The following is a 20,479-nucleotide window of genomic DNA, read 5'->3' on the forward strand; positions in this document are numbered from 1 at the left end:
ACCGCCGGCAGGGCGCCGGCGGTCCGATGCGGTCGCGGTCCGGCTCAGTCCTTCTCGACCAGCCGGTAGAACACGAAGTCCGAGGTGGCGCCGTTGACGTAGCCGCTCACGTCCTCGTCCATCGCCACCTGGTAGGAGGCCTGGAACATCACCACGATCGGGCTGTCCTCCTGCGTCTTCTTCTGCAGCTCGCGATACATCTCGAGCCGCTTCTCCGGGTCGCTTTCCGTCAGCGCCGCGCGGGTCATCTCGTTCATCTCCTCGGGCACCGCCCAGGCGTTGCGCCAGGTGGTGGTCGCCGCGTAGGCGTCGTCGGAGTTGTCCGAGTTGTAGGCGAAGGCCTTGGCGTTGGAATGCGGGTCCATGAAGTCCGGGCCCCAGTAGAGCAGCATCGCCTCGTGGCTGCGCTCGCGGTACTTGGTGATCACCTGGCTGCCGGTGCCGGGCAGGATCTCGAAGTTGATGCCCGCATCCGCGAAGCTGGCCTGCAGCGACTGCGCCATGTCGGTGAAGGGGGCGGCGTTGATCACGTCGAGCGAGACGGTGATCGGGGTGTCGATCCCGGCCTCGTCGAGGATCTGCTTCGCCTTCTCCGGGTCGTAGCTGTAGGGCGTCTCGTCATAGGAGCCGGGGAAGCCCTTGGGCCAGAAGGCCTGGTGGATCTCCATCTGGCCGTCGACGATGCTGTCGGTCATGCCGGTGTAGTCGACGAGGTAGCGCGCCGCTTCCCAGACCGCCGGGGGCGTCAGGCTCTCGGTCTTCTGGTTGAACGACAGGAAGTGCACCGCCGCCTGCGGGAAGGTCTCGACCTTGATGCCCTCGGCCGAGAGCGAGGCGATCTGGTCCGGCGTCAGGTTGCGCGCCATGTCGACGTCGCCCTGCTCGAGCAGCAGCTGCTGCGTCGCGGCCTCGGCCACGTGCTGCAGGATCAGCCCCTCGATCTTCGGCGCGCCCTTGAAGTAGTCGGGGTTGGCCTGCAGCCGCACCAGCTCGGCCGGGCGGTACATCTGCAGCGAGAACGGGCCGGAGCCGGCGGCGTTCTCGTTCAGCCAGGCGTTGCCCATGTCGCCGTCGACCTCGTTCTCCATCACCGTCGCCATGTCGACGATCGAGGCGGGGCGCGCGGCCAGGACGTTCAGCACGAAGGCGGGCGAGAACTCGCCCTCGTAGCGGATCGTGACGGTGTTGCCCTCGGCGGTCACCATCTCGTCGACGTTCTCGGGCGTCCAGCCGAGCTGGGCGAGAATGAAGGCCGGGGTCTTGTCGAGCTTGATGACGCGGGCGAGCGAGCCGGTCACGTCCTCGGCCCGCACCGGGTTGCCCGAATGGAACACCGCGTCGTCGCGCAGGGTGAAGGTGATGGTCTTGGCCTCGGCATCGGCCTGCCATTCCGTCGCAAGGCCCGGCGCCAGCACGGTCGGGTCTTCCGCGTCGTACTGCACCAGCCGGTCGTAGAGGTTGGTGACCAGCTCGCCCGAGGTGAACTCGTAGGCCTGCGCCGGGTCGATCGCGACGATGTCGTCGATGTTCTGCGCCACGACCAGCAGGCCCGGGGGCGTCTCGGCCAGGGCCGGGCCGGCCAGCGGCAGCGCCAGCGCGGTCGCCAGCAGCGCGGATTTCAGGGTCTTCATGTCACTCTCCCGTTGGTGATCATCGTTGTTGGTTCGGGTGCCGTCACTTCAGCAGACGGGGCGGCGCATCGGCGCGGCGCGCGCCGGCGCGGTGCAGCACGCCCAGCGTGCCGGTCCACAGGATGCGGGCGGGCCGGTCGCCCGGGTTGCGCCAGGCATGCGGCGTCGCGCCCGAGTAATGCAGGCTGTCGCCCGCGCGCATGTGGAAGGTCTCCTCGCCCAGCACCTGCTCGATCTCGCCCTCGAGGATGAGGATGATCTCCTCGCCCTCGTGATGCACCAGCTCCGAGACGTGGCCCGGCGGGATGTGCAGCATGTAGGAGGACAGCTCCGAGCCCGGAAACTCGTGGCTGATCTGCTCGTAGACGAGGTCGGAGCCGGCCAGCGAGAAACGCATCCGCTCGCCGTCGCGGGTCAGCGCGTCGGCGGGGCGCGGCGTGGCGACGAAGTAGTCGAGCCCGACATCCACCGCCTCGGCGATCTGGGCCAGCGTGCCGAGCGAGGGCGCGGCGTTGTCGCGCTCGACCTGGCTGAGATAGCCGACCGAGAGCCCGGCCCGTTCGCCGAGCTGCTTCAGCGTCAGGCCGAGCTGCTTGCGGCGCTTGCGGATCAACGGGCCGAGCGGCGTGTCCGGGCTGGTCTGGATGGCGGTTCTGGGCATCGGCGGCGCGGCTTCTCCGGGGCGGGACGCGTCGGGCGTCACAAAAATTATTTTGATGTAAGCAAAACTTTTCGCTTGAACCAAGAAGTTTTTTTGGGCCGTCTAGGAAAAACGCCACCGGCCCCGCGGGGGGGCAGGCGGGCGCCGTGGCGCGCCGCCGCAGACGAGGAGACGCCGTGCCAGCCGTGCCCCGATCATCGACCCTGCCCGCGCTGGCGCTGCGCCGCGTCCGCCGGTTCGCGGCGCCGGTGCTGGGCTTCGTCGCCCTGACCGCGCTGACCTTCCTCGGGCTTCTCGCGATCACCTTCTTCATCGGCCGCGTCGTGCCGATCGACCCGGTGCTGGCCGTGGTCGGCGACCGCGCCACGCAGGAGCAGTACGAGGCGGCGCGCCAGGCGATGGGGCTCGACCGGGCGCTGGTGGTGCAGTTCGCCGACTATGTCTGGCAGGTGCTGCAGGGCGATCTCGGGCGCTCGGTCTCGACCAACCGCCCCGTGGTCGAGGACCTCGCCCGCGTCTTCCCCGCGACGCTTGAGATGGCGACGATCGGCATCGCGATCGGCGTCGCGCTCGGCGTGCCGATGGGGGTCTGGGCCGCGGCGCGGCAGGGCTCCTGGACCGACCAGGTGATCCGGGTGCTGGCGCTCTTGGGCTACTCGGTCCCGGCCTTCTGGCTCGGCCTCGTCGGGCTCGCGGTGTTCTATGCCGGGCTCGGCTGGGTCGCGGGGCCTGGGCGGATCGACATCTTCTACGACGGCATCGTGCCGCCGGTGACGGGGCTTCTGCTGGTCGACAGCCTGATCGCCGGCGACACCGGCATCTTCATGAACGCGCTGAGCCACATCGCCCTGCCGGCGGCGATCCTCGGCTTCTTCAGCCTCGCCTACATCGCGCGGATGACCCGCTCCTTCATGCTCGACCAGCTGAGCCAGGAATACGTGACCACGGCGCGGGTGAAGGGCCTGTCCGAGTGGCGGGTGGTCTGGATCCACGCCTTCGGTCCGATCCGGGTGCCGCTGATCACCGTGATCGGGCTGAGCTACGCCGGCCTGCTCGAGGGCTCGGTGATGATCGAGACGGTGTTCTCCTGGCCCGGCATCGGCAACTACCTGACCGTGGCGCTGCTCAATGCCGACATGAACGCGGTGCTCGGCGCGACGCTGGTGATCGGCGCGGTGTTCATCTTCATCAACCGCATTTCGGACGTGCTCTACCGCGTCCTCGACCCGAGGAGCCGCTGATGCGGATGCTGAGCCGCGACTGGTATCTCGACGACGCGCCCGCCTCGCGCCTGCAGGCCAATGCCGGGCGCTTCTACCGCGCGGGCGGGCTTCTGCTGCGCAACCCGCTCGCCGTGGTCGGCGGCGCGATCATCCTGCTGCTGGTGCTGACGGCCGCCTTCGCGCCGTGGATCGCGCCCTACAGCGCCGTGGGGCAGGACCTCTCGGCCCGGCTGCTGCCGCCCTCGGCCCAGCACTGGATGGGTACAGACGAACTTGGGCGCGACATCCTCAGCCGGGTCATCCACGGCGCGCGCATCACGCTGATGATCGTGGCGCTGGTGGCGGTGATCTCGGCGCCGCTGGGGCTGATCATCGGCGCGGTCTCGGGCTATTTCGGCGGGCTGGTCGACAAGGTGCTGATGGGGATCACCGACGTGTTCCTGTCGATGCCCAAGCTGATCCTCGCGCTGGCCTTCGTGGCCGCGCTCGGCCCCGGCATCGAGAACGCGATCATCGCCATCGCCATCACCGCATGGCCCGCCTATGCCCGCATCGCCCGGGCCGAGACGCTGACCTTCTGCCAGTCCGACTTCATCGGCGCGACGCGTCTCTTGGGCGCATCGCATGGCCGGATCATCCTGCGCCACGTGCTGCCCTTGTGCACCTCGTCGATGATCATCCGGGTGACGCTCGACATGGCGGGGATCATCCTCACCGCCGCCGGCCTCGGCTTTCTCGGCCTCGGCGCGCAGCCGCCGCTGCCCGAATGGGGCGCGATGATCAGCCGGGGCCGGGTCTTCATCCTCGACCAGTGGTGGGTCGCCACCATGCCGGGCTTCGCGATCATCCTCGTCAGCCTCGGCTTCTGCTTCCTGGGCGACGGGCTGCGCGACGTGCTCGACCCCAAGCAGGGAGGCAAGTCATGAGCGCACCGCTTCTGAGCGTCGAGGACCTGCGCGTCAGCTTCCCCACCCCCACGGGCCGGGTCGAGGTGGTCAAGGGGCTGAGCTTCGACCTCGGCCGCGAGCGGCTCGGCATCGTCGGCGAGAGCGGCTCGGGCAAGTCGATGACCGGCCGCGCCATCCTGCGGCTGGTGCGCGCGCCGGGCCGGGTCGCGGCGAAACGCATGGAGTTCGAGGGCACCGAGATCCAGTCCCTGCCCGAGCGCAGGATGCGCGACCTGCGCGGCGCGCGGATCTCGATGATCATGCAGGACCCGAAATTCTCGCTGAACCCGGTGATGACCGTGGGCCGCCAGATCGCCGAGGCGCTACAGGCGCATGAGCGGCTCGGCCGCCGCGCCACCCGCGAGCGGGTGCTCGAGATGCTCGAGGCGGTGCGCATCAACGACCCCGAGCGGGTGGCGTCGATGTACCCGCACGAGATCTCGGGCGGCATGGGCCAGCGGGTGATGATCGCGATGATGCTGATCCCGCGCCCGAGCCTGCTGATCGCCGACGAGCCGACCTCGGCGCTCGATGTCAGCGTGCAGGCGCAGGTGCTCGACCTGATCGACGAGCTGGTGCGCGATCACGGCATGGGGCTGATCCTGATCAGCCACGACCTCAACCTCGTCTCGCGCTACTGCGACCGGATCATGGTGATGAACGCGGGCCGCGTGGTCGAAAGCTGCGCCGCGTCAGAGCTGCACCGCGCGCAGCACCCCTACACGCAGGGGCTGCTCGCCGCCGTGCCGCGCATGCACGAGACGCGGCCCACCCTCCCGGTCCTCGACCGCAGCCAGTGGAGCGGCACATGAGCGCGATCTCCCTGCAGGATCTCGACATCTCCTACGGCACCGCGAAGGTGGTCGAGGGGGTGAGCTTCGACGTGGCCGAGGGCGAGAGCTTCGCGCTGGTGGGCGAAAGCGGCTCGGGCAAGTCGACCGTGCTGAAGGCGATCGCCGGCCTCGCACCGGACTGGACCGGCGGCATCTCGGTGCTGGGCCAGCCGCGCGGCCACCGGCCCGACCGCGGCTTCGCCCGGCGCTGCCAGATGGTGTTCCAGGACCCCTACGGCTCGCTGCACCCGCGCAAGACGGTCGACACCGTGCTGAGCGAGCCCCTGCAGGTGCACGGGCTCGGCAACCGCGACGCGCGGGTCGAGGAGATGCTCGGCGCCGTCGGTCTCGACCGGCGGTTCCGCTTCCGCTACCCGCACCAGCTCTCGGGCGGGCAGCGCCAGCGCGTCGCCATCGCGCGGGCGCTGATGCTCGAGCCCAAGGTGATGCTGCTCGACGAGCCGACCTCGGCGCTCGATGTCAGCGTGCAGGCCGAGATCCTGAACCTTCTGAAGCGGCTGCGCGCCGAGCAGGGGCTGACCTACCTGATGGTGACGCACAACCTGCCGGTGGTGGGCTTCATGTGCGACCGCATGGCCGTGATGAACCGCGGCCGCGTGGTCGAGATCGCCCCGGCCGCGGCGCTGCATGACGGCAGCTTTTCTGACCCCTATTCCCGCGCGCTCTACGCCGCCTCCGGCGGCACCGCGCATGACTGAAGGACCAGACATGACGACGATTTCCGCGGCGCAGGCCGATTTCCGCGCCGCGCTCGCCGCCGCCCGCGCGCCGGGCGAAGGCTACGCCGCGCTGCAGGCGCTGGCGCAGGCGCTGCTCGAGGTGCGGCTCTTCACCGTGATGACGGTCGACATGGAGGCGATGCTGGCGCGGCGCGCCTATACCAGCCACCCGGTCGACTACCCCGCCTCCGGCACCAAGCCGATCGAGATGAACGCCTGGTTCGAGATCGTGCATGGCCGCCACGAGAGCTTCGTCGCCAACCGCCTCGAAGAGATCGACCAGGTGTTTCCCGACGCCGAGCTGATCGGTCGGCTGGGCTGCGGCTCGGTCATGAACCTGCCGGTGCTGCTGGGCGGCGCGCTGGCCGCGACGGTCAACATGCTCGATGCCGAGGCACATTTCACGCCAGAGCGCGTGGCGCTGGCCGAGGCCGAGCTGACCCTGCCCGCGATGGCGGCCCTGACGGTGGAAGACCGGCTGGCGGCATCCGCGCCGCGCGGCTGACGGCCCGATAAGATGACGCCCGCCCGGCTTGGCCCGGGCGGGCGACGGCCCCCGCGCGGGGGGCCGCTTCGGCGGAACGCGCCGGCCTCAGTCATCCCAGTCGGGCGCGAGGCTGTCGGGCGACACGATCCGCCCGTCGGGCCGCGCCAGCCCGTCGATCCGGGCGATCTCGTCAGCCGAGAGCTGCAGCTCCGCCGCCGCGAGGTTCGAGCCGAGGCGCTTTTCCTTCGCGGTCTTCGGGATCGCCACCGCGCCGGGCTTGGACAGGATCCAGGCCACCGTCACCTCGGCCTCGCTCACGCCATGCGCCTCGGCGATTTCCGACAGCACAGGCTCGTCCATGATCTTGCCCTGCGCCAGCGGCGAATAGGCCTCGAAGGGCATGTCGCGCTGCTGCATGAAGCCCAACAGCTTCGACTGGTCGATGAAGGGATGGAACTCGATCTGGTTCGCGGCCACCGGCGCCTGCAGGATCTCCTGCGCCTCGGTCAGCTGCGCGATGGTGAAGTTCGACACGCCGCCATTGCGCACCTTGCCCTCCTCGATCAGCCGGTCGAGCACCGGCAGCGTCTCCGACAGCGGCACCTCGCGCGAGGGCCAGTGCAGGAGCAGCAGGTCGACATAGTCGGTGCCCAGATCGCGCAGCGACTGCTCGGCGGCGCGGCGGAAGTCGTCTGCGGCGAAGTCCTTCGGCAGGATCTTGGTGGTCAGGAACACCTGGTCACGCGGCACGCCCGCATCACGGATGCCCTGGCCCACCTCGGCCTCGTTCTCGTAGGCCTGCGCGGTGTCGATGTGGCGGTAGCCCTCGGCCAGCGCGGCCGAGACGATGCGGCGCGGCGTGTCGCCGTCCATCTTGAAGGTGCCGAGGCCGAGATTGGGGATGCCGGCGGGGCCGATCTTTCGGATGGTCATGGGATGTCTCCTCTTGGGGGTCGGGGGTCAACGCGGCGCGCCCCGGTGCGGTCCGCGCCGCGTGGCGTCATTCGGCGGGCTGCAACGCGGCCCGGCCCGACAGGCGGCCGCTCAGCCGGGTCAGGACGAGGCCCGCGAGCACCACGCCCGCGCCGATCAACGGCGTCGCACCCAGCCCCGCCGCCTCGACCGTCAGGCCGCCGGCCCAGGCACCGAAGGCGATGCCGAGGTTGAAGGCGCCGATGTTGAGGCCCGAGGCCACGTCGACGGCCTCGGGCGCCACCTGCCGCGCGATCTGCACGACATAGACCTGCAGCGGCGGCACGTTGGCGAAGGCGAAGCCGCCCCAGAACGCCACAACGGCGACGGCCAGCACGGGCGAGGTCAGCACCGTGCCCAGCAGCGCCAAGAGCACGGCGAGCCCGCCGAAGATCCAGCTCAGCGCCGCCACCGGGCCGCTGCGGTCGGCGAGCTTGCCGCCGAGGATGTTGCCCACCGCGACAGAGGCGCCGTAGAGCAGGATCACGAGGCTCACCGCGCCTTCGCCGAGGCCGGTCACGTCGGTCAGCATCGGGGCGAGATAGGTGAAGGCGATGAAGTTGCCGCCATAGCCCACGGCGGTGATCAGGTAGACCAGCAGCAGCCGGCCCGAGGTCAGCACGCCGAGCTGCTGGCGCAGGCTCGGCGCCTCGGCCTGGCGCAGCTTCGCGGGCACCAGAGCGGCGCTGGCGACGAAGCCGACCAGGCCGAGCGCGACCACGCCAAGGAAGGTCGACTGCCAGCCGAAGCTCTGGCCGATCCAGGTGCCGAGCGGCACGCCGGTCACCAGCGCCACGGTCAGCCCCATGAACACGGTGGCGATGGCGCTCGATTCCTTCTCGCGCGGGACGAGGTCGGTGGCGATGGTCGAGGCGATGGCGAAGAACACGCCATGCGCGAGACCGGTGGCGAAGCGCGCGGCGATCAGCGCCTCGTAGCTCGGCGCCACCGAGGCGAAGGCGTTGCCGGCGATGAACAGCGCCATCAGCGCCAGAAGCAGCCGCTTGCGCGGCATCTTCCCGGCCAGCGCGGTCAGGACCGGCGCGCCGATGGTGACGCCGAGCGCGTAGAGGCTGACCAGAAGCCCGGCCGAGGGCAGCGACACGCCGAGATCGGCGGCGATGGTGGGGATGAGGCCGACGATCACGAACTCGGTCGTGCCGACGGCGAAGGCGCTGATGGTCAGCGCCCAGAGGGCAAGAGGCATGGGAGGACTCCTTGGGGTCTGCGTCTCGACCCGGAGCTATCCGCGCCCTAGTCTTCGAAAAACCGCACGGAACCGAACGGAGCATTGCGCATGGCGCAGGAATACCCCGAGCTGCGCGAGATCGCGGCCTTCGTCGCCGTGGCCGAGGATGGCGGCTTTGCCGAAGCGGCGCGCCGGCTCGACCTCGCGCCCTCCTCGCTCAGCCGCGCCGTGGCCGGGCTCGAGGCGCGGCTCGGCGTGACGCTGATCCGGCGCACCACGAGGCGCATGGCGCTCACGCCCGAGGGGCAGGAGCTTCTGGCGCGCGGGCGGCGGCTTCTGGAACAGGCCGGGGAGCTGGCCGAGATCGGCCAAGCGGCGCGCGTGCCGAAGGGGCCGCTCCGGGTCAACGCGGCGGTGCCCTTCATGCTGCATGTCGTGATCCCCCGCCTGCCCGCCTTCCGCGCCCGCTATCCCGAGATCGAGCTGACGCTGTCGATGACCGACAGCGTCGTCGACCTGATCGGCGCGCATGCCGACGTGGCGATCCGGCTCGGCCGGCTGCCGGATTCGGAGCTGCTGCACCGCCGTCTCGGCACCTCGGACTGGCGGCTGGTCGCGGCCCCCGCCTATCTCGACCGGGTCGGGCGGCCCGAAACGGCGGAGGATCTCGCGCGACTCGAGCAGGTGCGCTTCGTGCAGCCCGCAAGGTTGAACGACTGGCATGTCGCGGGCCGTGACGCGCCGATCCGCCCCGTGGCAGCGGCCGGCGCCGACAATGGCGAGGCGGTGCGCCACATGGTGCTGGCGGGGCTCGGGGCGGCGCGCTTCTCGGACTTCATGATCGACGCCGACATCGCCGCCGGCCGGGTGGAGGAGCTGTGCCCCGGCCAGCTCGACGAGCCGCCGCTTGCGATCAGCGCGGTCTATGCCGAGCGCGCCAGCGGCTCGCGCCGGCTGCAGGTCTTCCTCGACTTCCTGGCCGAGGCGCTCGCCGCATAGGCCGCCTCAGGCCCGCATCGCGCGGGCCGTCTCGGCGATCAGTTCGAGGTCGTGCAAGGAATCCTCGAGCCCGGTTCGCACGGGCGCGCCTTCCGTCACCGCCGCGTGGAAGGCGTCGAGCTCGACCCGGAAGGGGTCCTCGTAGAACGGGCCGATCGTTTCGCTGCGGGCGCCGTTCGGGCCCTGCCCGGTGATCGTGAGCCTTGTCGGCAGGTTGCGGATATAGGGCGTGTCGGTGGTCAGCGCGTAGCGGCTGTCGTTGGTCAGGATCTCGATCCCGGCATCGAAGACCGGGATGTCGGTGATCACCGCCTCGTAGCTGCAGACGAAATGGCCGTAATCGTAGATCACGCTGACGCTTTCGCCGCCGGCGCGCTGGCAGGCCGCGACGATGCCGCGCGGGGGGCCGAGCAGGTCGCGCATCGCCGAAAGGCTGTGCGAGGCGAGGCCCGTGAGCACCCTGTAGGCGCGGATCTCCTCCCGCGAGGCCTCCGCGCCGATCGCGGCGCGCACCAGCCGTTCGGGCAGCGCCCGCGCCTCCGGCGACGGGTCGGGCAGGTCGCGTGGGCGCAGCACCGGCCGGGTCTGGGCGGTGAAGAACGGCGCCTCGCAGATCAGGTCGCGGATGCGCACGTGGCGGATCGTCTCGGCGGCCGGCATCCTGTCGCGCAGCGCGAGGAATGGCCGGGCATAGCGGCGCATGTAGCCCACGAAGACCACACCGCGCGCCGGCCGGCCCAGCAGCGGGCGCAGCTCGCCTTCGGTCAGGCAGGCGGGCTTCTCGACGAAGACATGCTTGCCCGCCGCGATCGCCGCCTCGAGCTGCGGCGCGTGGAACTGGTCGGGGGTGAGCAGGAAGACCGCGTCGAGATCCGGGTCTTCGAGCAGCCGGTTCGGATCGGTGCTGCGCAGCCCCGCCCCGTAGCGCCGCCCGATCGTCTCGGTCAGCTCGGCCGAGAGGTCGGAGACGGCGGCGATCTCGTAGCGCGGATCGTCGGCCAGAAGCGGCAGGTGCATGAGCTGGGCCACCTCGCCCAGGCCGATCAGGCCGACGCGCAGGGTCATTCGAGCGTTCCTTTCAGGTAGTCGAGGTTGCGCCGGGCCAGCGCGGCGGGCGGCTCGGTCGCGGTCTCGGTCCAGTCCTGCTCGACCACCACCGGCCCGGCGAAGCCGGTGCCGGCGAGGCGCTGCAACAGGCCGGGGATGTCGACCGCGCCCTCCGCGAGCGGGCAGAAGATGCCGCGATCCATCGCCCCGCGCGGGTCGATCCGCCCGGCCTGCAGATCGGCCGCGAGGCCGGGATCGACGTTCTTGAGATGCAGGTAGGCCAGCCGGTCGCCCGCCTCTTCCAGAAACGCCGCCGGATCGTCGCCCCAAGCGGCGTGGTGCCCGGTGTCGAGGCAGAGCGAAAGGCCGGTCTCGTCGAGCAGGCGCCGCACCTCGCGCGGCCGCTCGATCGCGGTGGCCAGATGCGGATGCACCGACAGCGTCAGGCCGAGCGCGCGGGCGCTGTCATCGGCCGCGCGCAGCTGCTCGAGAATGGCTTGCCAGGCCTCGGGTTCGGGCCCCCCGGGCCGGTAGCCCGCCCCGCCATCCATCACCACGACATGCGACGCCCCGCAGGCCGCGAGCAGCGCGCCGGTGCGGCGCAGCGCCGCGCACAGCGCCTCCGCGCCGCCCGGGCCGAGGAAGTCGTGCACATGCACCGCGCCTTCGAGGCCGAGCCGATGCCGCGCCAGCGCCGCGGCGAGCCGGTCGGGCTCCTCCGGCATGAAGCCGTAGGGGCCAAGCTCGGTCCCGGCATAGCCGGCTCCTGCCAGCTCGGCGAGGTAGCTCTCCCAGCCCAGCGGCGCGGTCTCGGCGTGAAAGACCCCCCATGACACCGGGGCGTTCGACAGGCGCATGGCTCAGTCCTTCATCCAGATCGGGTTCGACAGGGCGCGCCGCAGCGGCTGGCGCGCGATCTCGGCCTCGCTCAGCCCCCAAGGCAGCCCGCCACGGCAATCCGCGAAGAACCGCTCCAGCAGCCGCTCGCGCGCGGCGACGGCGTGGATCTCGGCCCGCAGGAAGCCGCGCGGCGACACGTCGGGGCGCAGCTCCGCACCCTCGCCGGAGATCGGCAGCCGCGCGATCTCGCCCGTGGCGTCCCACAGGCTCAGGAGGTCGCCCGCCGCGCCATCGGTCTCGATCGCGACGGTGGCGTCCGGCGTCGCGGTGCCGCCCATCTCCGCCCCGCCCATGCGCAGCGCCAGATGCGGGCCGTCCGGCGCCTCGGTGACGTAGCCCCGCCCGGCCCGCATCGCGGCCAGCAGCGCCGGCTCGCTCAGCTCCTCGGCCCAGAGCACGGTGCAGGGCCGCGCCAGCTCGAACATCGTCTCGGGGCCGAGCCCCTCGGGCTGGTGGCGGTCGCTGCCGCCCAGCAGCGGCAGCCGCATCCCGGCGGCGAGCCGGTCCTGCCAGCGGCCGAGCGAGATCCAGTTCCGGGCCAGCCAGTGCTGCTGCCAGACCTCCATCGCGTCGGCCTCAGGCCAGTCGTGGCGCCACGGGATGTCGGGCTTGTCGTGGTTGATCGACAGCATGCCCCCCCGCGCATGCACCTCGCGCGCCAGGGCCTGCGCGTCGCCAGGCGCCCGCAGCCGGAAATCGACCCAGCCGTCGAGACCGAAGACATTGGCGTGGCCATGCTCTGTCGTCACCTCCATGCCGCGCAGGAACACCAGATCGGGCGAGGAGGCCGGCCCGAAATGGTCCCATTGCGTCACCGTGTTGTGGTCGGTGACGGCAAGGAAATCGAGCCCGGCGCGGCGGGCGTTCGCATGCAGCGTCTCGGGCGCGCCCTTGGCGTCGGAGTGATGCGTGTGGCAGTGCAGGTCGCCGCGGTACCACCCGGCCCCCTCGCGCACGGCGCGGGCCGGGGCCGGCCTCGGCGCCGGATCGCGCGGCGCGTCGTCGAGGCCGATCTCGACCTCGATCTCCGTGCCGCCGGGCGGCAGCCGGTAGAGCCCGAGGATCACCCGCCAGCGCCCGGCCGGGATCGGCCCCGCGACATAGCCCGGCGTCGCGGCGTCGGTCGCCACGAAGACCGCCTCGCGCGCGCCGCCGCTCCAGCCGCGAAAGCCCTCGCGTGCCGGGAATTCCCCGAGCCGCGGGTCGGCGCAGCCGAGATCGATCACGCAGTCGGGCGCCTTGGGGTAGCGCAGCGCGATGTCGATGCGGGTGGTGCCTTCCGGCACCTCGAAGGGCACCTCGAGATAGGGGTCGCGCGCCTTGTCCTCGGGCGTCGCCCGCAGCCGGATCGCGGTCATTCGCCGTCCCCCGGCACGCGCAACCCCTCGGCGTCGAAGAGATGCAGGTGCCGCGCCTCGAAGCCGAACGCCACCGCGCCCGACAGGCGCGGCGCCTCGTCGGTGAAGATCCGCGCCGTCAGCCGCGCCTCGCCTTCCGTCCGCGTGACCGTCACCAGCGTCTCGGGGCCCATGTTCTCGTTGGCGAAGAGCCGCCCCTCGATCCGGTTGGCCGCGCCCGGCGCCGCCAGCGCCAGATGCTCGGGCCGCACGCCCAGCGTCAGCCGGCCCGGCGCGCGCGTCGCCAATGCCGCCGGCACCGGCAGCGGCGCCAGATGCAGCCCCGGCGCCTGCAGGTGCAGCTGCCCGCCCTCGATCCGCGCCTCCGCTTCGATCAGGTTCATCGGCGGGTTGCCGACGAAATTGGCGACGAAGGTGGTGGCCGGGCGGCGGTAGATCTCGAGCGGCGGCGCATATTGCACGATGCGGCCGCGATCCATCACCGCGATCCGGGTCGCGAGCGCCATCGCCTCGGCCTGGTCGTGGGTGACGTAGACCGCGGTGATCCCCATGTCGCGCTGCAGGTGGTTGAGAAATCCGCGCGCGTCGAGCCGGAGCTTGGCGTCGAGGTTGGAGAGCGGCTCGTCGAAGAGATAGACGTCCGATGGCGTGACCAGCGCCCGCGCCAGCGAGGTGCGCTGCTGCTGGCCGCCCGAGATCTGCGCCGGCATCCGGTCGAGCAGGTGGCCGATCTGCAGCACGTCGGCCACGCGCTGCGCCTCGGCGTGGCGCTCGGGCCGGGGCTGGCCGCGCACCTTCAGCGGGTAGGCGATGTTGTCGGCCAGCGCCATGTGCGGGTAGAGCGCGTAGTCCTGGAACACCATCGAGATGCCGCGATCCTTGGGATGCACGCGGGTCACGTCGCGCTCGCCGATCCAGACCTTGCCCTCGCTCGGCGTCTCGAGCCCGGCCATCATCCGCAGCGTCGTGGTCTTGCCGCAGCCCGACGGGCCCAGAAGGCAGACGAACTCGCCATCCCCGACCTCGAAATCGAGGCCCTCGGTCGCGGTGAAGCCGCCGAAGCGCTTGGTGACGTTCTCGAATTTCACGGATGCCATGGTTTTACGCCTTGATGCCGCCGAAGAACCGGAAGCCGAACTTCCAGCTGACGAAGAGATAGAGAAGCACGACCGGCAGCGAGTAGAGCAGCGCATAGGCCGCGAGCAGCGTGACGATCGGCGTGCCGGCCTCGGAGTAAAACGAGTAGATCGCCACGGAGGCGGGCATCTTCTCGGCCGAGCGCAGCAGGATGAAGGGGATGAGGAACGAGCCCCAGATGTTGACGAAGGCCCAGACCACCACCACCACGACGCCGGGCCGGATCACCGGCAGCGCCACGTCGAAGAAGGCTTGCACCGGCGAGGCGCCCGCGACCATCGCGCTTTCCTCGTAGCTGCGCGGGATGCCGTCGATGAAGTCGCGCAGGATGAACATCGCGGTGGGCAGGAGGCCACCCGCGAAGACCAGGATCACCGACAGGTGGGTGTCGATGATGCCGGCGCGGGTGATCATCAAAAAGATCGGCACCATCGCTGCCGAGCCCGACACCACCGAGGAGAAGAGCAGCAGCACGTAGGTGACCGCGCGCTTGCCCGGCAGGGGCGAGCGCGACAGCGCGTAGGAGGCGAGCGTCGCGGCCAGCGCCACCAGAAGCGTGCCGCCGACGCTCTGGATCAGCGAATTGCCGAGCGCGCGGATCGCGAAGGAGTTCTCCAGCACCTGCCGGAAGTTCGACAGGCTGAACGGCTCGGGGATGGCGAGGCCCAGCTCGGCGCGCGAGTTGAACGGCGCGAACAGGAACCACACCAGCGGCAGCGCGAAGATCGCACCGATCAGCGCCGTGAAGAAGGCGAAGCCCGCCCGTCCGAGGAACTGCCGCAGATGGTCGGTCATGCCGTGCTCCTTGCGCCGGGCGGGCGCGCCCGCACCCATGGCCTGCTGCGACGACGCGCTCATGCCGCACCCCCCGGCGTGCGCTTGCGCGCCACCCACAGGTAGAACAGCGCGAAGGCGAGGTTGATCAGCATCACCACCACGCCGACCGCGGCCCCCTTGCCGAAGTCGAAGTCGCGGAAGGCGACGCGGTAGGTGTAGATCGACAGCACCTCGGTCTGGTTGCCCGGCCCACCCTTGGTCAGCAGGAAGGGGGTGAAGACGTTGAAGGTCCACATGGTGATCAGGATCAGGTCGGTGACGACATGGCCGCGGATCAGCGGCAGGCCGATGTCGCGGAACTTCTGCCAGCTCGAGGCGCCGGCCACGTCGGCGGCCTGGAAGTAGCTCGGCGGGATCGAGGCGAAGGCCGAGTTGAACAGCATCATCGAGAAGGCAGTGCCGCGCCAGGTGTTGAACACCACGATCACCCAGAACGGGTAGTCGAGCAGCCAGTCGCCGCGCGGCAGCCCGACCGCGTCGAGCATGCCGTTCAGCGTGCCGCCGTCATAGTCGAGAAAGGCGAACCAGGCGAAGCCGATCACCACCTCGGGCAGGATCCAGGCGCCGATCACCACGGTCTCGGTCATGGCCTTCACCGGCTTCGGCACCTGTTGCAGCAGCCAGGCCAGCGCCATGCCGAGCGCTGCCTGCCCCAGCAGCGCCGAGAACAGCACGAACTGGATCGTCAGCACGAGGCTGAAGCCGAACTGGCCCGGATCGAGGAAGCGGTGCGGCGAGAACAGCTCGAGATAGTTGGCGAGCCCGACGAATTCGGGGTTCAGCGCGGTCCGGCCCAGCAGGGTGCGGTTGGTGAAGGAGACGTAGATCACCCAGAAGAAGGGCACGATCACGAAGGCGCCGACCAGCAGGCCGGCAGGCGTTATGAAGGCCGCGCCGGCGCGCGGCGAGAGCAGGGAGAACCGCTTCATCGGAAAATCTCGTCTGTCGGGGCGGCGGGGGCCGGGACGGCCCCCGCCGGGGCTCACATCAGGCTGGCGGTGTTGTCTTCGCCGACGATCTCGGTGACCGCGTCCTTGTAGCGCGCCATCGCCTCCTCGGGCGTCATGGAGCCGGAGACCACGGCCTCGGTCATGCGCTGGATCTCGGCCGAGACGGCGTTGTAGTTCGGGTCGTTCGGCCGCGCGGTGGTGAGCGGCAGGAGCACCGAGGAGGTCTCGGTCAGGAAGGCGTCGGTCGGCACCGGCACGTCGTCGCGGATGCGGATGCGCGGCTGGAACTCCTGGAAGGCGTCGAGCTGCTCCTTGGAGTTCATGTAGGCCAGAAGCTCCCAGGCCAGCTGCGGCGCGTCGGTGTTGGGGTTCATCACCCAGCCGGTGCCGCCGGAGATCGTGACGAAGTCCTGCCCGTTCCAGCCGGCGCCCGGCTCCTTGGCCGGCATCTTGGCCCAGGTCATCTTGGCGTCGCGCTCGGCCACCTCGAACTCCGATCCCGGCGCGGTGACCGAGCGGTAGAACCAGTCGCCCTCGACCAGCATCGCGGTCTTGGCGTCGCGGAAATTGGCGAAGGTGCGGTTGCGGCCGTCGCCCAGCTGCTGCGCCCGCGCGTCGCCCAGCTCCTCGTCGACATAGATCGTCTTGTAGAGGTTGAGCACGTCGAGGATGCCCTGGCTCTCGACGATGTAGCGGCCCTCCTCGTCGGTGATGCTCTCGCCGGTGCCGAGGATCGCCATCCAGTAGCCCTGCATGGTCGTCGCCTCGCCCATCGGCACCCCGGCGTTGAGCTGCAGCGGGAAGCTGTCGGGATGCGCCTGCTTCACCTGCCGCGCCGCCTCCAGAAGCTCCTCCCAGGAGGTCGGCTGGAAGCTTGCGGGGTCGATGCCCGAGCTTTCCAGCAGGTCGGCGCGGGCGAAGATCATCCGCACGTCGGTGCCCATGGCGATGCCGTAGGGCTGGCCGTCATAGGACATCAGCGCCTTGCTGCCGTCCGAGATGTGGCTCCAGCCTTCCCATTCCATCGCCTCGGGGCCGACCAGCTCCGCGATCGGCTTCAGCAGCCCCGCCTCGACGAAGTTCGGGATCAGGAAGCCGTCGAAGCCGGCGATGTCGGCCCCGGCGCCGGTCGAGAAGTCGAGCGCGAGCTGCTGGGTCAGCTGTTCGTCGCCGCCGGCGAACTCGTTCAGCGTCACCGTGACGCCGTCATGCGCCGCCTCGAAGCCGGGGATCACGCTGTCCTTGATCCAGTCGGCCAGCTCGCCATTCGCCCCGCCCGAGACGCAGCGGCAGGAGATCGACAGGTCCTGCGCCGCCGCCGGCGTCGCGACCACCAGCGCCAGCAGGGCGCCTTTCCACTTTAACATCAAACCATCCTCCCCATGGGTCGGCCCGGGGCGCCGTCGCGGTGGCCCGGCCTACGGCGCCCAGAGTGAACACGTTTTCAAACCAGTCAAGAAAAAATCATGCCGCAGGGGCAATCATTGCCGCACGAACCGCGATCCGGGGGCTTGGCAGCGGCGATTTCCACGCCATTATGGCGACATGGCGCTGGAGTCCGGCCAAATCCGGGCGACCGCGCAGCACCGTGTTTTGAAATCGTGTTCACGAAAGGCGCCCTGCAGTGACGACACCGACCCGCCGCGCCACCGCCGGCATGGTCGCCGAGGCCGCCGGGGTCAGCCGGGTCGCGGTCTCGCGCGCCTTCAACCCCGAAGCCTCGCTCGACGCCGAAAAGCGCGCCCGCATCCTCGAGATCGCGCGCCGCATGAACTACGCGCCCGACCGCGCCGCCCGCGCGCTGAAGATGCGCCGCTCGCACCTCGTCGGCGTCATCGTCCCCGATGTCTGCAGCCCCTGGGAAAGCCAGGAGATCGACGCGCTCACCACCGCGCTGCAGGAGCGCGGGCTCGGCACGCTGCTGTTCAAGACCCGCGCCGACCTGACGCTGGCGGATGCCACGCTGCGCAACCTGCGCAGCTTCAACCTCGACTCGGTGATCGCCTTCGCCGAATCCGTGGGCCCCGACCGGCTGCGCCCCTATCTCGACCGGGCGGTGCCGATCTATGTCGACTATCTCGGCGCCGGCACCCCGGCCACCGCGCTGGCCGATGTCGACCGGCTCGAGATCGACCTCGTACCCGGCATGACGCAGGCGGTGGCGCTGCTCGCCGGCCACGGCGCGCGCCGCGTCGCCTATCTCTCGGGCCGCCCCGGCAGCCAGGCCGAGCGCTCGCGCCGCGCCACGCTGGAGGCGCTCCTGTCGGCGCGGGGCCTGCCGCCGCCGCGCGTGGCGGCGGGCGACTTCACCTACGCCACCGCGCGGCAGGCGACGCTCGACCTCTTTCGTCTCGACGGCGGCGCCGACGCGATCTTCGCGGCCAACGACGAGAGCGCCTTCGGCGCCATGGACGCGCTGCGCCACGGGCTGGGCCTCGCGGTGCCGGGCGACGTCCACGTCGTCGGCTTCGACGACATCGCCCAGTCGGGCTGGGACAGCTACGCGCTGACCACGGTGAAGATCGATCTCGCCGCCCGGGTGCAGGCGCTGGTGCGGCTGATCCTGCGCCGCACCGGCCAGCCCGAGGCCCCGCCGCTGCGCGAGGCGCTGCCGACCAGCCTCGTGGTGCGCAACACGGTCGGCGGAGGCGCGCCATGACGCCCGAGACCATCCACCTCGTCTTTAAGACCCATCTCGACATCGGCTTCACCGACCATGCCGAGGCGGTGCGCCGGCTCTACCACGACCGCTTCATCCCGCAGGCGCTGACCACGGCCGAGCATTTCCACCGCGAGAACCCCGACGCGCCGGCCTTCGTCTGGACCACCGGCGCCTGGCTGATCCACGACCACCTCGCCACCGGCACGCCCGACCAGGTCGCCCGGCTCGAGGCGGCGATCCGCGCCGGGTTGATCCGCTGGCACGCCCTGCCCTTCACCACCCATACCGAGCTGATGAGCCCGGCGCTGATCCGGGCCGGGCTGTCCTACTCGGCCGAGCTCGACGCCCGCTTCGGCCTGACCACCCGCGCCGCCAAGATGACCGACGTGCCGGGCCACACCATCGGGCTGGTGCCCGAGCTCGCCGCCGCCGGGGTGCGCTTCCTACATCTGGGCGTGAACGAGGCGAGCCCGGTGCCCGACCTGCCGGAGATCTTCCTGTGGCGCGCGCCTGACGGCGCGGAGGTGGTGGTGATGTACGACGCCTCCTATGGCGGCACGCATCTGCCCGAGGGCATGACCGACGCGCTGAGCTTCGCCCACACCGCCGACAATCTCGGGCCGCAATCCGTCGCGCAGACCGTGGTCGTGCACCGCGAGTTGCAGAAGCGCTTCCCCACGGCCCGCATCCGCGCCGCGACGCTCGAGGAGTACGGCGCGCTGCTCTGGGAGCGGCGCGACAGCCTGCCGGTCGTCACCTGCGAGATCGGCGACAGCTGGATCCACGGCGCGGGCAGCGACCCGGCGAAGCTCGCACGCTTCCGCGCGCTGCAGCGGCTCTACGACGGCTTCGAGGCCGAGGGTCTCGACCCCGGCAGGCTCGAATTCGGCCGCCGGCTCTGCATGGTGGCCGAGCACACCTGGGGCGTCGACATCAAGACCTTCCTGCGCGACGAGACCGCCTGGGACCGCGCCGATTTCGAGACCGCCCGCGCCACCGATCCGCGCTTCGCCTTCTGCGAGGCGTCCTGGGCCGAGCAGCGCGGCTATCTCGACGCGGCCGTCGCAGCACTCGGCCCGCAAGACCGGGCCCGGGCCGAGGCGGCGCAGGCCCCTGCCCCGCCCGCCGCGGCGGGCGGCGACTGGCAGGTCTCGCACGACCCGGCCACCGGCGACATCCTCGCCCTGACCGCCCCCGACGGACGGGTGATCGCGGGCGCTTCGGGCGGGCCGCTGCTGGCGTTCCGCCACCAGAGCTTCGATGCCGCCGATATCGGCCGCCATCTCGACAGCTACCTGACCACCCGCCCGGACTGGGCGATCCTCGATCACGACAAGCCCGGCCTCGCCACGGCCAGGAGCGCCCGGTCGGTCGAGTGCATGCCGCGCGGGACCGACAAAGAGGCCGACGAGAGCGGCGTCTCGATCCTCGCGGTCCATGAGGGCCGCGACCATGCCGAGACCGGCGCGCCGGCGCGGCTGCGCTGGCACGTCGCGCCCGGCCCAACCGCCAGCCGCGCCACGATCAGCCTCCGGATCGAGGGCAAGCCGGCCAATCGCATGCCCGAGGCGGGCTTCGTGCATGTCGCGCCCGAGGGCGCGGGGCACTGGGAGGCGCTGAAGAGCGGCACCTGGACCGACCCCTCGCGCTCGGCCGAACGGGGCGGCGGCGCGCTGGCCGCGATCTTCGCGGCGCGCACGGCGACCGCGGCGGGGCCCCTGCGGATCACCCCGCTCGACGCCGCGCTGGCCGGACCGCCGGTCGACCTGATGCGCTTCACCGCGAAGCCGCCGGCCTGGGAGGGCGCGCTGCGCTTCACGCTCTACACCAACAAGTGGGGCACCAACTTCCCGATGTGGTGGGAGGGCGCGCTGCTGTCGCGCTTCGAGATCGAGCTGGGCTGAGC

General features: G+C 70.8%; 19 protein-coding genes. 8 read left to right on the top strand and 11 right to left on the bottom strand.

Translation table 11 applies throughout. The features are described from left to right. Positions 1 to 44 precede the first annotated feature (44 nt). Both BLT43_RS10080 and BLT43_RS10085 read right to left on the bottom strand, forming a co-directional pair. Positions 45 to 1,631, bottom strand: a complete 1,587-nt coding sequence (locus tag BLT43_RS10080) for an ABC transporter substrate-binding protein (RefSeq protein WP_090112479.1) — start codon at positions 1,629 to 1,631, stop codon at positions 45 to 47. A gap of 43 nt (positions 1,632 to 1,674) precedes the next feature. Then, positions 1,675 to 2,292, bottom strand: coding sequence for a helix-turn-helix domain-containing protein (locus BLT43_RS10085; RefSeq protein WP_090112481.1), 618 nt, complete (start codon positions 2,290 to 2,292; stop codon positions 1,675 to 1,677). 212 nt (positions 2,293 to 2,504) lie between these two features. On the opposite strand from BLT43_RS10085, the gene BLT43_RS10090 reads away from it, so the two are divergent. From BLT43_RS10090 to BLT43_RS10110, 5 genes are read left to right on the top strand one after another with little or no spacing between them, the layout of a single operon-like run. After that, entirely contained in the window at positions 2,505 to 3,533 is a 1,029-nt protein-coding gene (locus BLT43_RS10090; RefSeq protein WP_423222126.1) for an ABC transporter permease, read from the top strand. Positions 3,534 to 3,538: 5 nt separating this feature from the next. Continuing rightward, entirely contained in the window at positions 3,539 to 4,441 is a 903-nt protein-coding gene (locus BLT43_RS10095; RefSeq protein WP_090113076.1) for an ABC transporter permease, read from the top strand. Further along, the gene (locus BLT43_RS10100; RefSeq protein WP_090112484.1) at positions 4,438 to 5,274 is read left to right on the top strand and encodes an ABC transporter ATP-binding protein; all 837 of its coding nucleotides are present in this window, start codon (positions 4,438 to 4,440) and stop codon (positions 5,272 to 5,274) included. The genes BLT43_RS10095 and BLT43_RS10100 overlap by 4 nt, the downstream gene beginning before the upstream one ends. Beyond that, the gene (locus BLT43_RS10105) at positions 5,271 to 6,014 is read left to right on the top strand and encodes an ABC transporter ATP-binding protein (protein WP_090112485.1); all 744 of its coding nucleotides are present in this window, start codon (positions 5,271 to 5,273) and stop codon (positions 6,012 to 6,014) included. Before BLT43_RS10100 ends, BLT43_RS10105 begins: the two co-directional genes overlap by 4 nt. A 10-nt stretch (positions 6,015 to 6,024) precedes the next feature. Further along, a complete protein-coding gene (locus tag BLT43_RS10110) occupies positions 6,025 to 6,540 on the top strand; it encodes a GAF domain-containing protein (RefSeq protein WP_090112487.1) in 516 nt (171 codons plus the stop codon). Positions 6,541 to 6,627: 87 nt separating this feature from the next. Here BLT43_RS10110 and BLT43_RS10115 read toward each other — a convergent pair whose 3' ends face one another. Together BLT43_RS10115 and BLT43_RS10120 are read right to left on the bottom strand one after the other, a co-directional pair. Continuing rightward, on the bottom strand, positions 6,628 to 7,455 hold the full coding sequence (locus BLT43_RS10115) for an aldo/keto reductase (RefSeq protein WP_090112489.1): 828 nt from the start codon (positions 7,453 to 7,455) through the stop codon (positions 6,628 to 6,630). Between the two features lie 67 nt (positions 7,456 to 7,522). After that, positions 7,523 to 8,701 carry an MFS transporter gene (locus tag BLT43_RS10120; protein WP_090112491.1) on the bottom strand — a complete coding sequence of 393 codons (1,179 nt, stop codon included), beginning with the start codon at positions 8,699 to 8,701 and terminating at the stop codon, positions 7,523 to 7,525. A gap of 90 nt (positions 8,702 to 8,791) precedes the next feature. On the opposite strand from BLT43_RS10120, the gene BLT43_RS10125 reads away from it, so the two are divergent. Further along, the gene (locus tag BLT43_RS10125) at positions 8,792 to 9,682 is read left to right on the top strand and encodes a LysR family transcriptional regulator (protein ID WP_090112493.1); all 891 of its coding nucleotides are present in this window, start codon (positions 8,792 to 8,794) and stop codon (positions 9,680 to 9,682) included. Between the two features lie 6 nt (positions 9,683 to 9,688). Here BLT43_RS10125 and BLT43_RS10130 read toward each other — a convergent pair whose 3' ends face one another. The 7 genes from BLT43_RS10130 to BLT43_RS10160 are packed head-to-tail and all read right to left on the bottom strand — an operon-like array spanning position 9,689 to position 17,278. Beyond that, positions 9,689 to 10,747 carry a Gfo/Idh/MocA family protein gene (locus BLT43_RS10130; protein ID WP_090112495.1) on the bottom strand — a complete coding sequence of 353 codons (1,059 nt, stop codon included), beginning with the start codon at positions 10,745 to 10,747 and terminating at the stop codon, positions 9,689 to 9,691. Beyond that, on the bottom strand, positions 10,744 to 11,586 hold the full coding sequence (locus BLT43_RS10135; RefSeq protein WP_090112497.1) for a sugar phosphate isomerase/epimerase family protein: 843 nt from the start codon (positions 11,584 to 11,586) through the stop codon (positions 10,744 to 10,746). Before BLT43_RS10135 ends, BLT43_RS10130 begins: the two co-directional genes overlap by 4 nt. 3 nt (positions 11,587 to 11,589) lie before the next feature. After that, the gene (locus BLT43_RS10140; protein ID WP_090112499.1) at positions 11,590 to 12,987 is read right to left on the bottom strand and encodes a CehA/McbA family metallohydrolase; all 1,398 of its coding nucleotides are present in this window, start codon (positions 12,985 to 12,987) and stop codon (positions 11,590 to 11,592) included. Next, positions 12,984 to 14,084, bottom strand: coding sequence for an ABC transporter ATP-binding protein (locus tag BLT43_RS10145; RefSeq protein WP_090112501.1), 1,101 nt, complete (start codon positions 14,082 to 14,084; stop codon positions 12,984 to 12,986). Before BLT43_RS10145 ends, BLT43_RS10140 begins: the two co-directional genes overlap by 4 nt. Before the next feature lie 4 nt (positions 14,085 to 14,088). Beyond that, positions 14,089 to 14,982: a carbohydrate ABC transporter permease gene (locus BLT43_RS10150; RefSeq protein ID WP_242652270.1), complete on the bottom strand. Its 894-nt coding sequence runs from the start codon at positions 14,980 to 14,982 to the stop codon at positions 14,089 to 14,091. Beyond that, the gene (locus BLT43_RS10155) at positions 14,979 to 15,890 is read right to left on the bottom strand and encodes a carbohydrate ABC transporter permease (RefSeq protein WP_090112505.1); all 912 of its coding nucleotides are present in this window, start codon (positions 15,888 to 15,890) and stop codon (positions 14,979 to 14,981) included. Before BLT43_RS10155 ends, BLT43_RS10150 begins: the two co-directional genes overlap by 4 nt. Positions 15,891 to 15,943: 53 nt before the next feature. After that, entirely contained in the window at positions 15,944 to 17,278 is a 1,335-nt protein-coding gene (locus BLT43_RS10160; RefSeq protein ID WP_090112507.1) for an extracellular solute-binding protein, read from the bottom strand. Positions 17,279 to 17,535: 257 nt separating this feature from the next. Between BLT43_RS10160 and BLT43_RS10165 the strand changes: the two genes are divergently transcribed. Both BLT43_RS10165 and BLT43_RS10170 read left to right on the top strand, forming a co-directional pair. Next, complete coding sequence (locus BLT43_RS10165; RefSeq protein ID WP_242652271.1) at positions 17,536 to 18,570, top strand: LacI family DNA-binding transcriptional regulator; 1,035 nt, start codon at positions 17,536 to 17,538, stop codon at positions 18,568 to 18,570. Continuing rightward, positions 18,567 to 20,477, top strand: coding sequence for a DUF5054 domain-containing protein (locus tag BLT43_RS10170; RefSeq protein WP_090112509.1), 1,911 nt, complete (start codon positions 18,567 to 18,569; stop codon positions 20,475 to 20,477). Before BLT43_RS10165 ends, BLT43_RS10170 begins: the two co-directional genes overlap by 4 nt. Positions 20,478 to 20,479: the final 2 nt, after the last annotated feature.

It is taken from the genome of Limimaricola pyoseonensis (genome assembly GCF_900102015.1).
In the GTDB taxonomy this organism is placed as follows: Bacteria; Pseudomonadota; Alphaproteobacteria; order Rhodobacterales; family Rhodobacteraceae; genus Limimaricola; species Limimaricola pyoseonensis.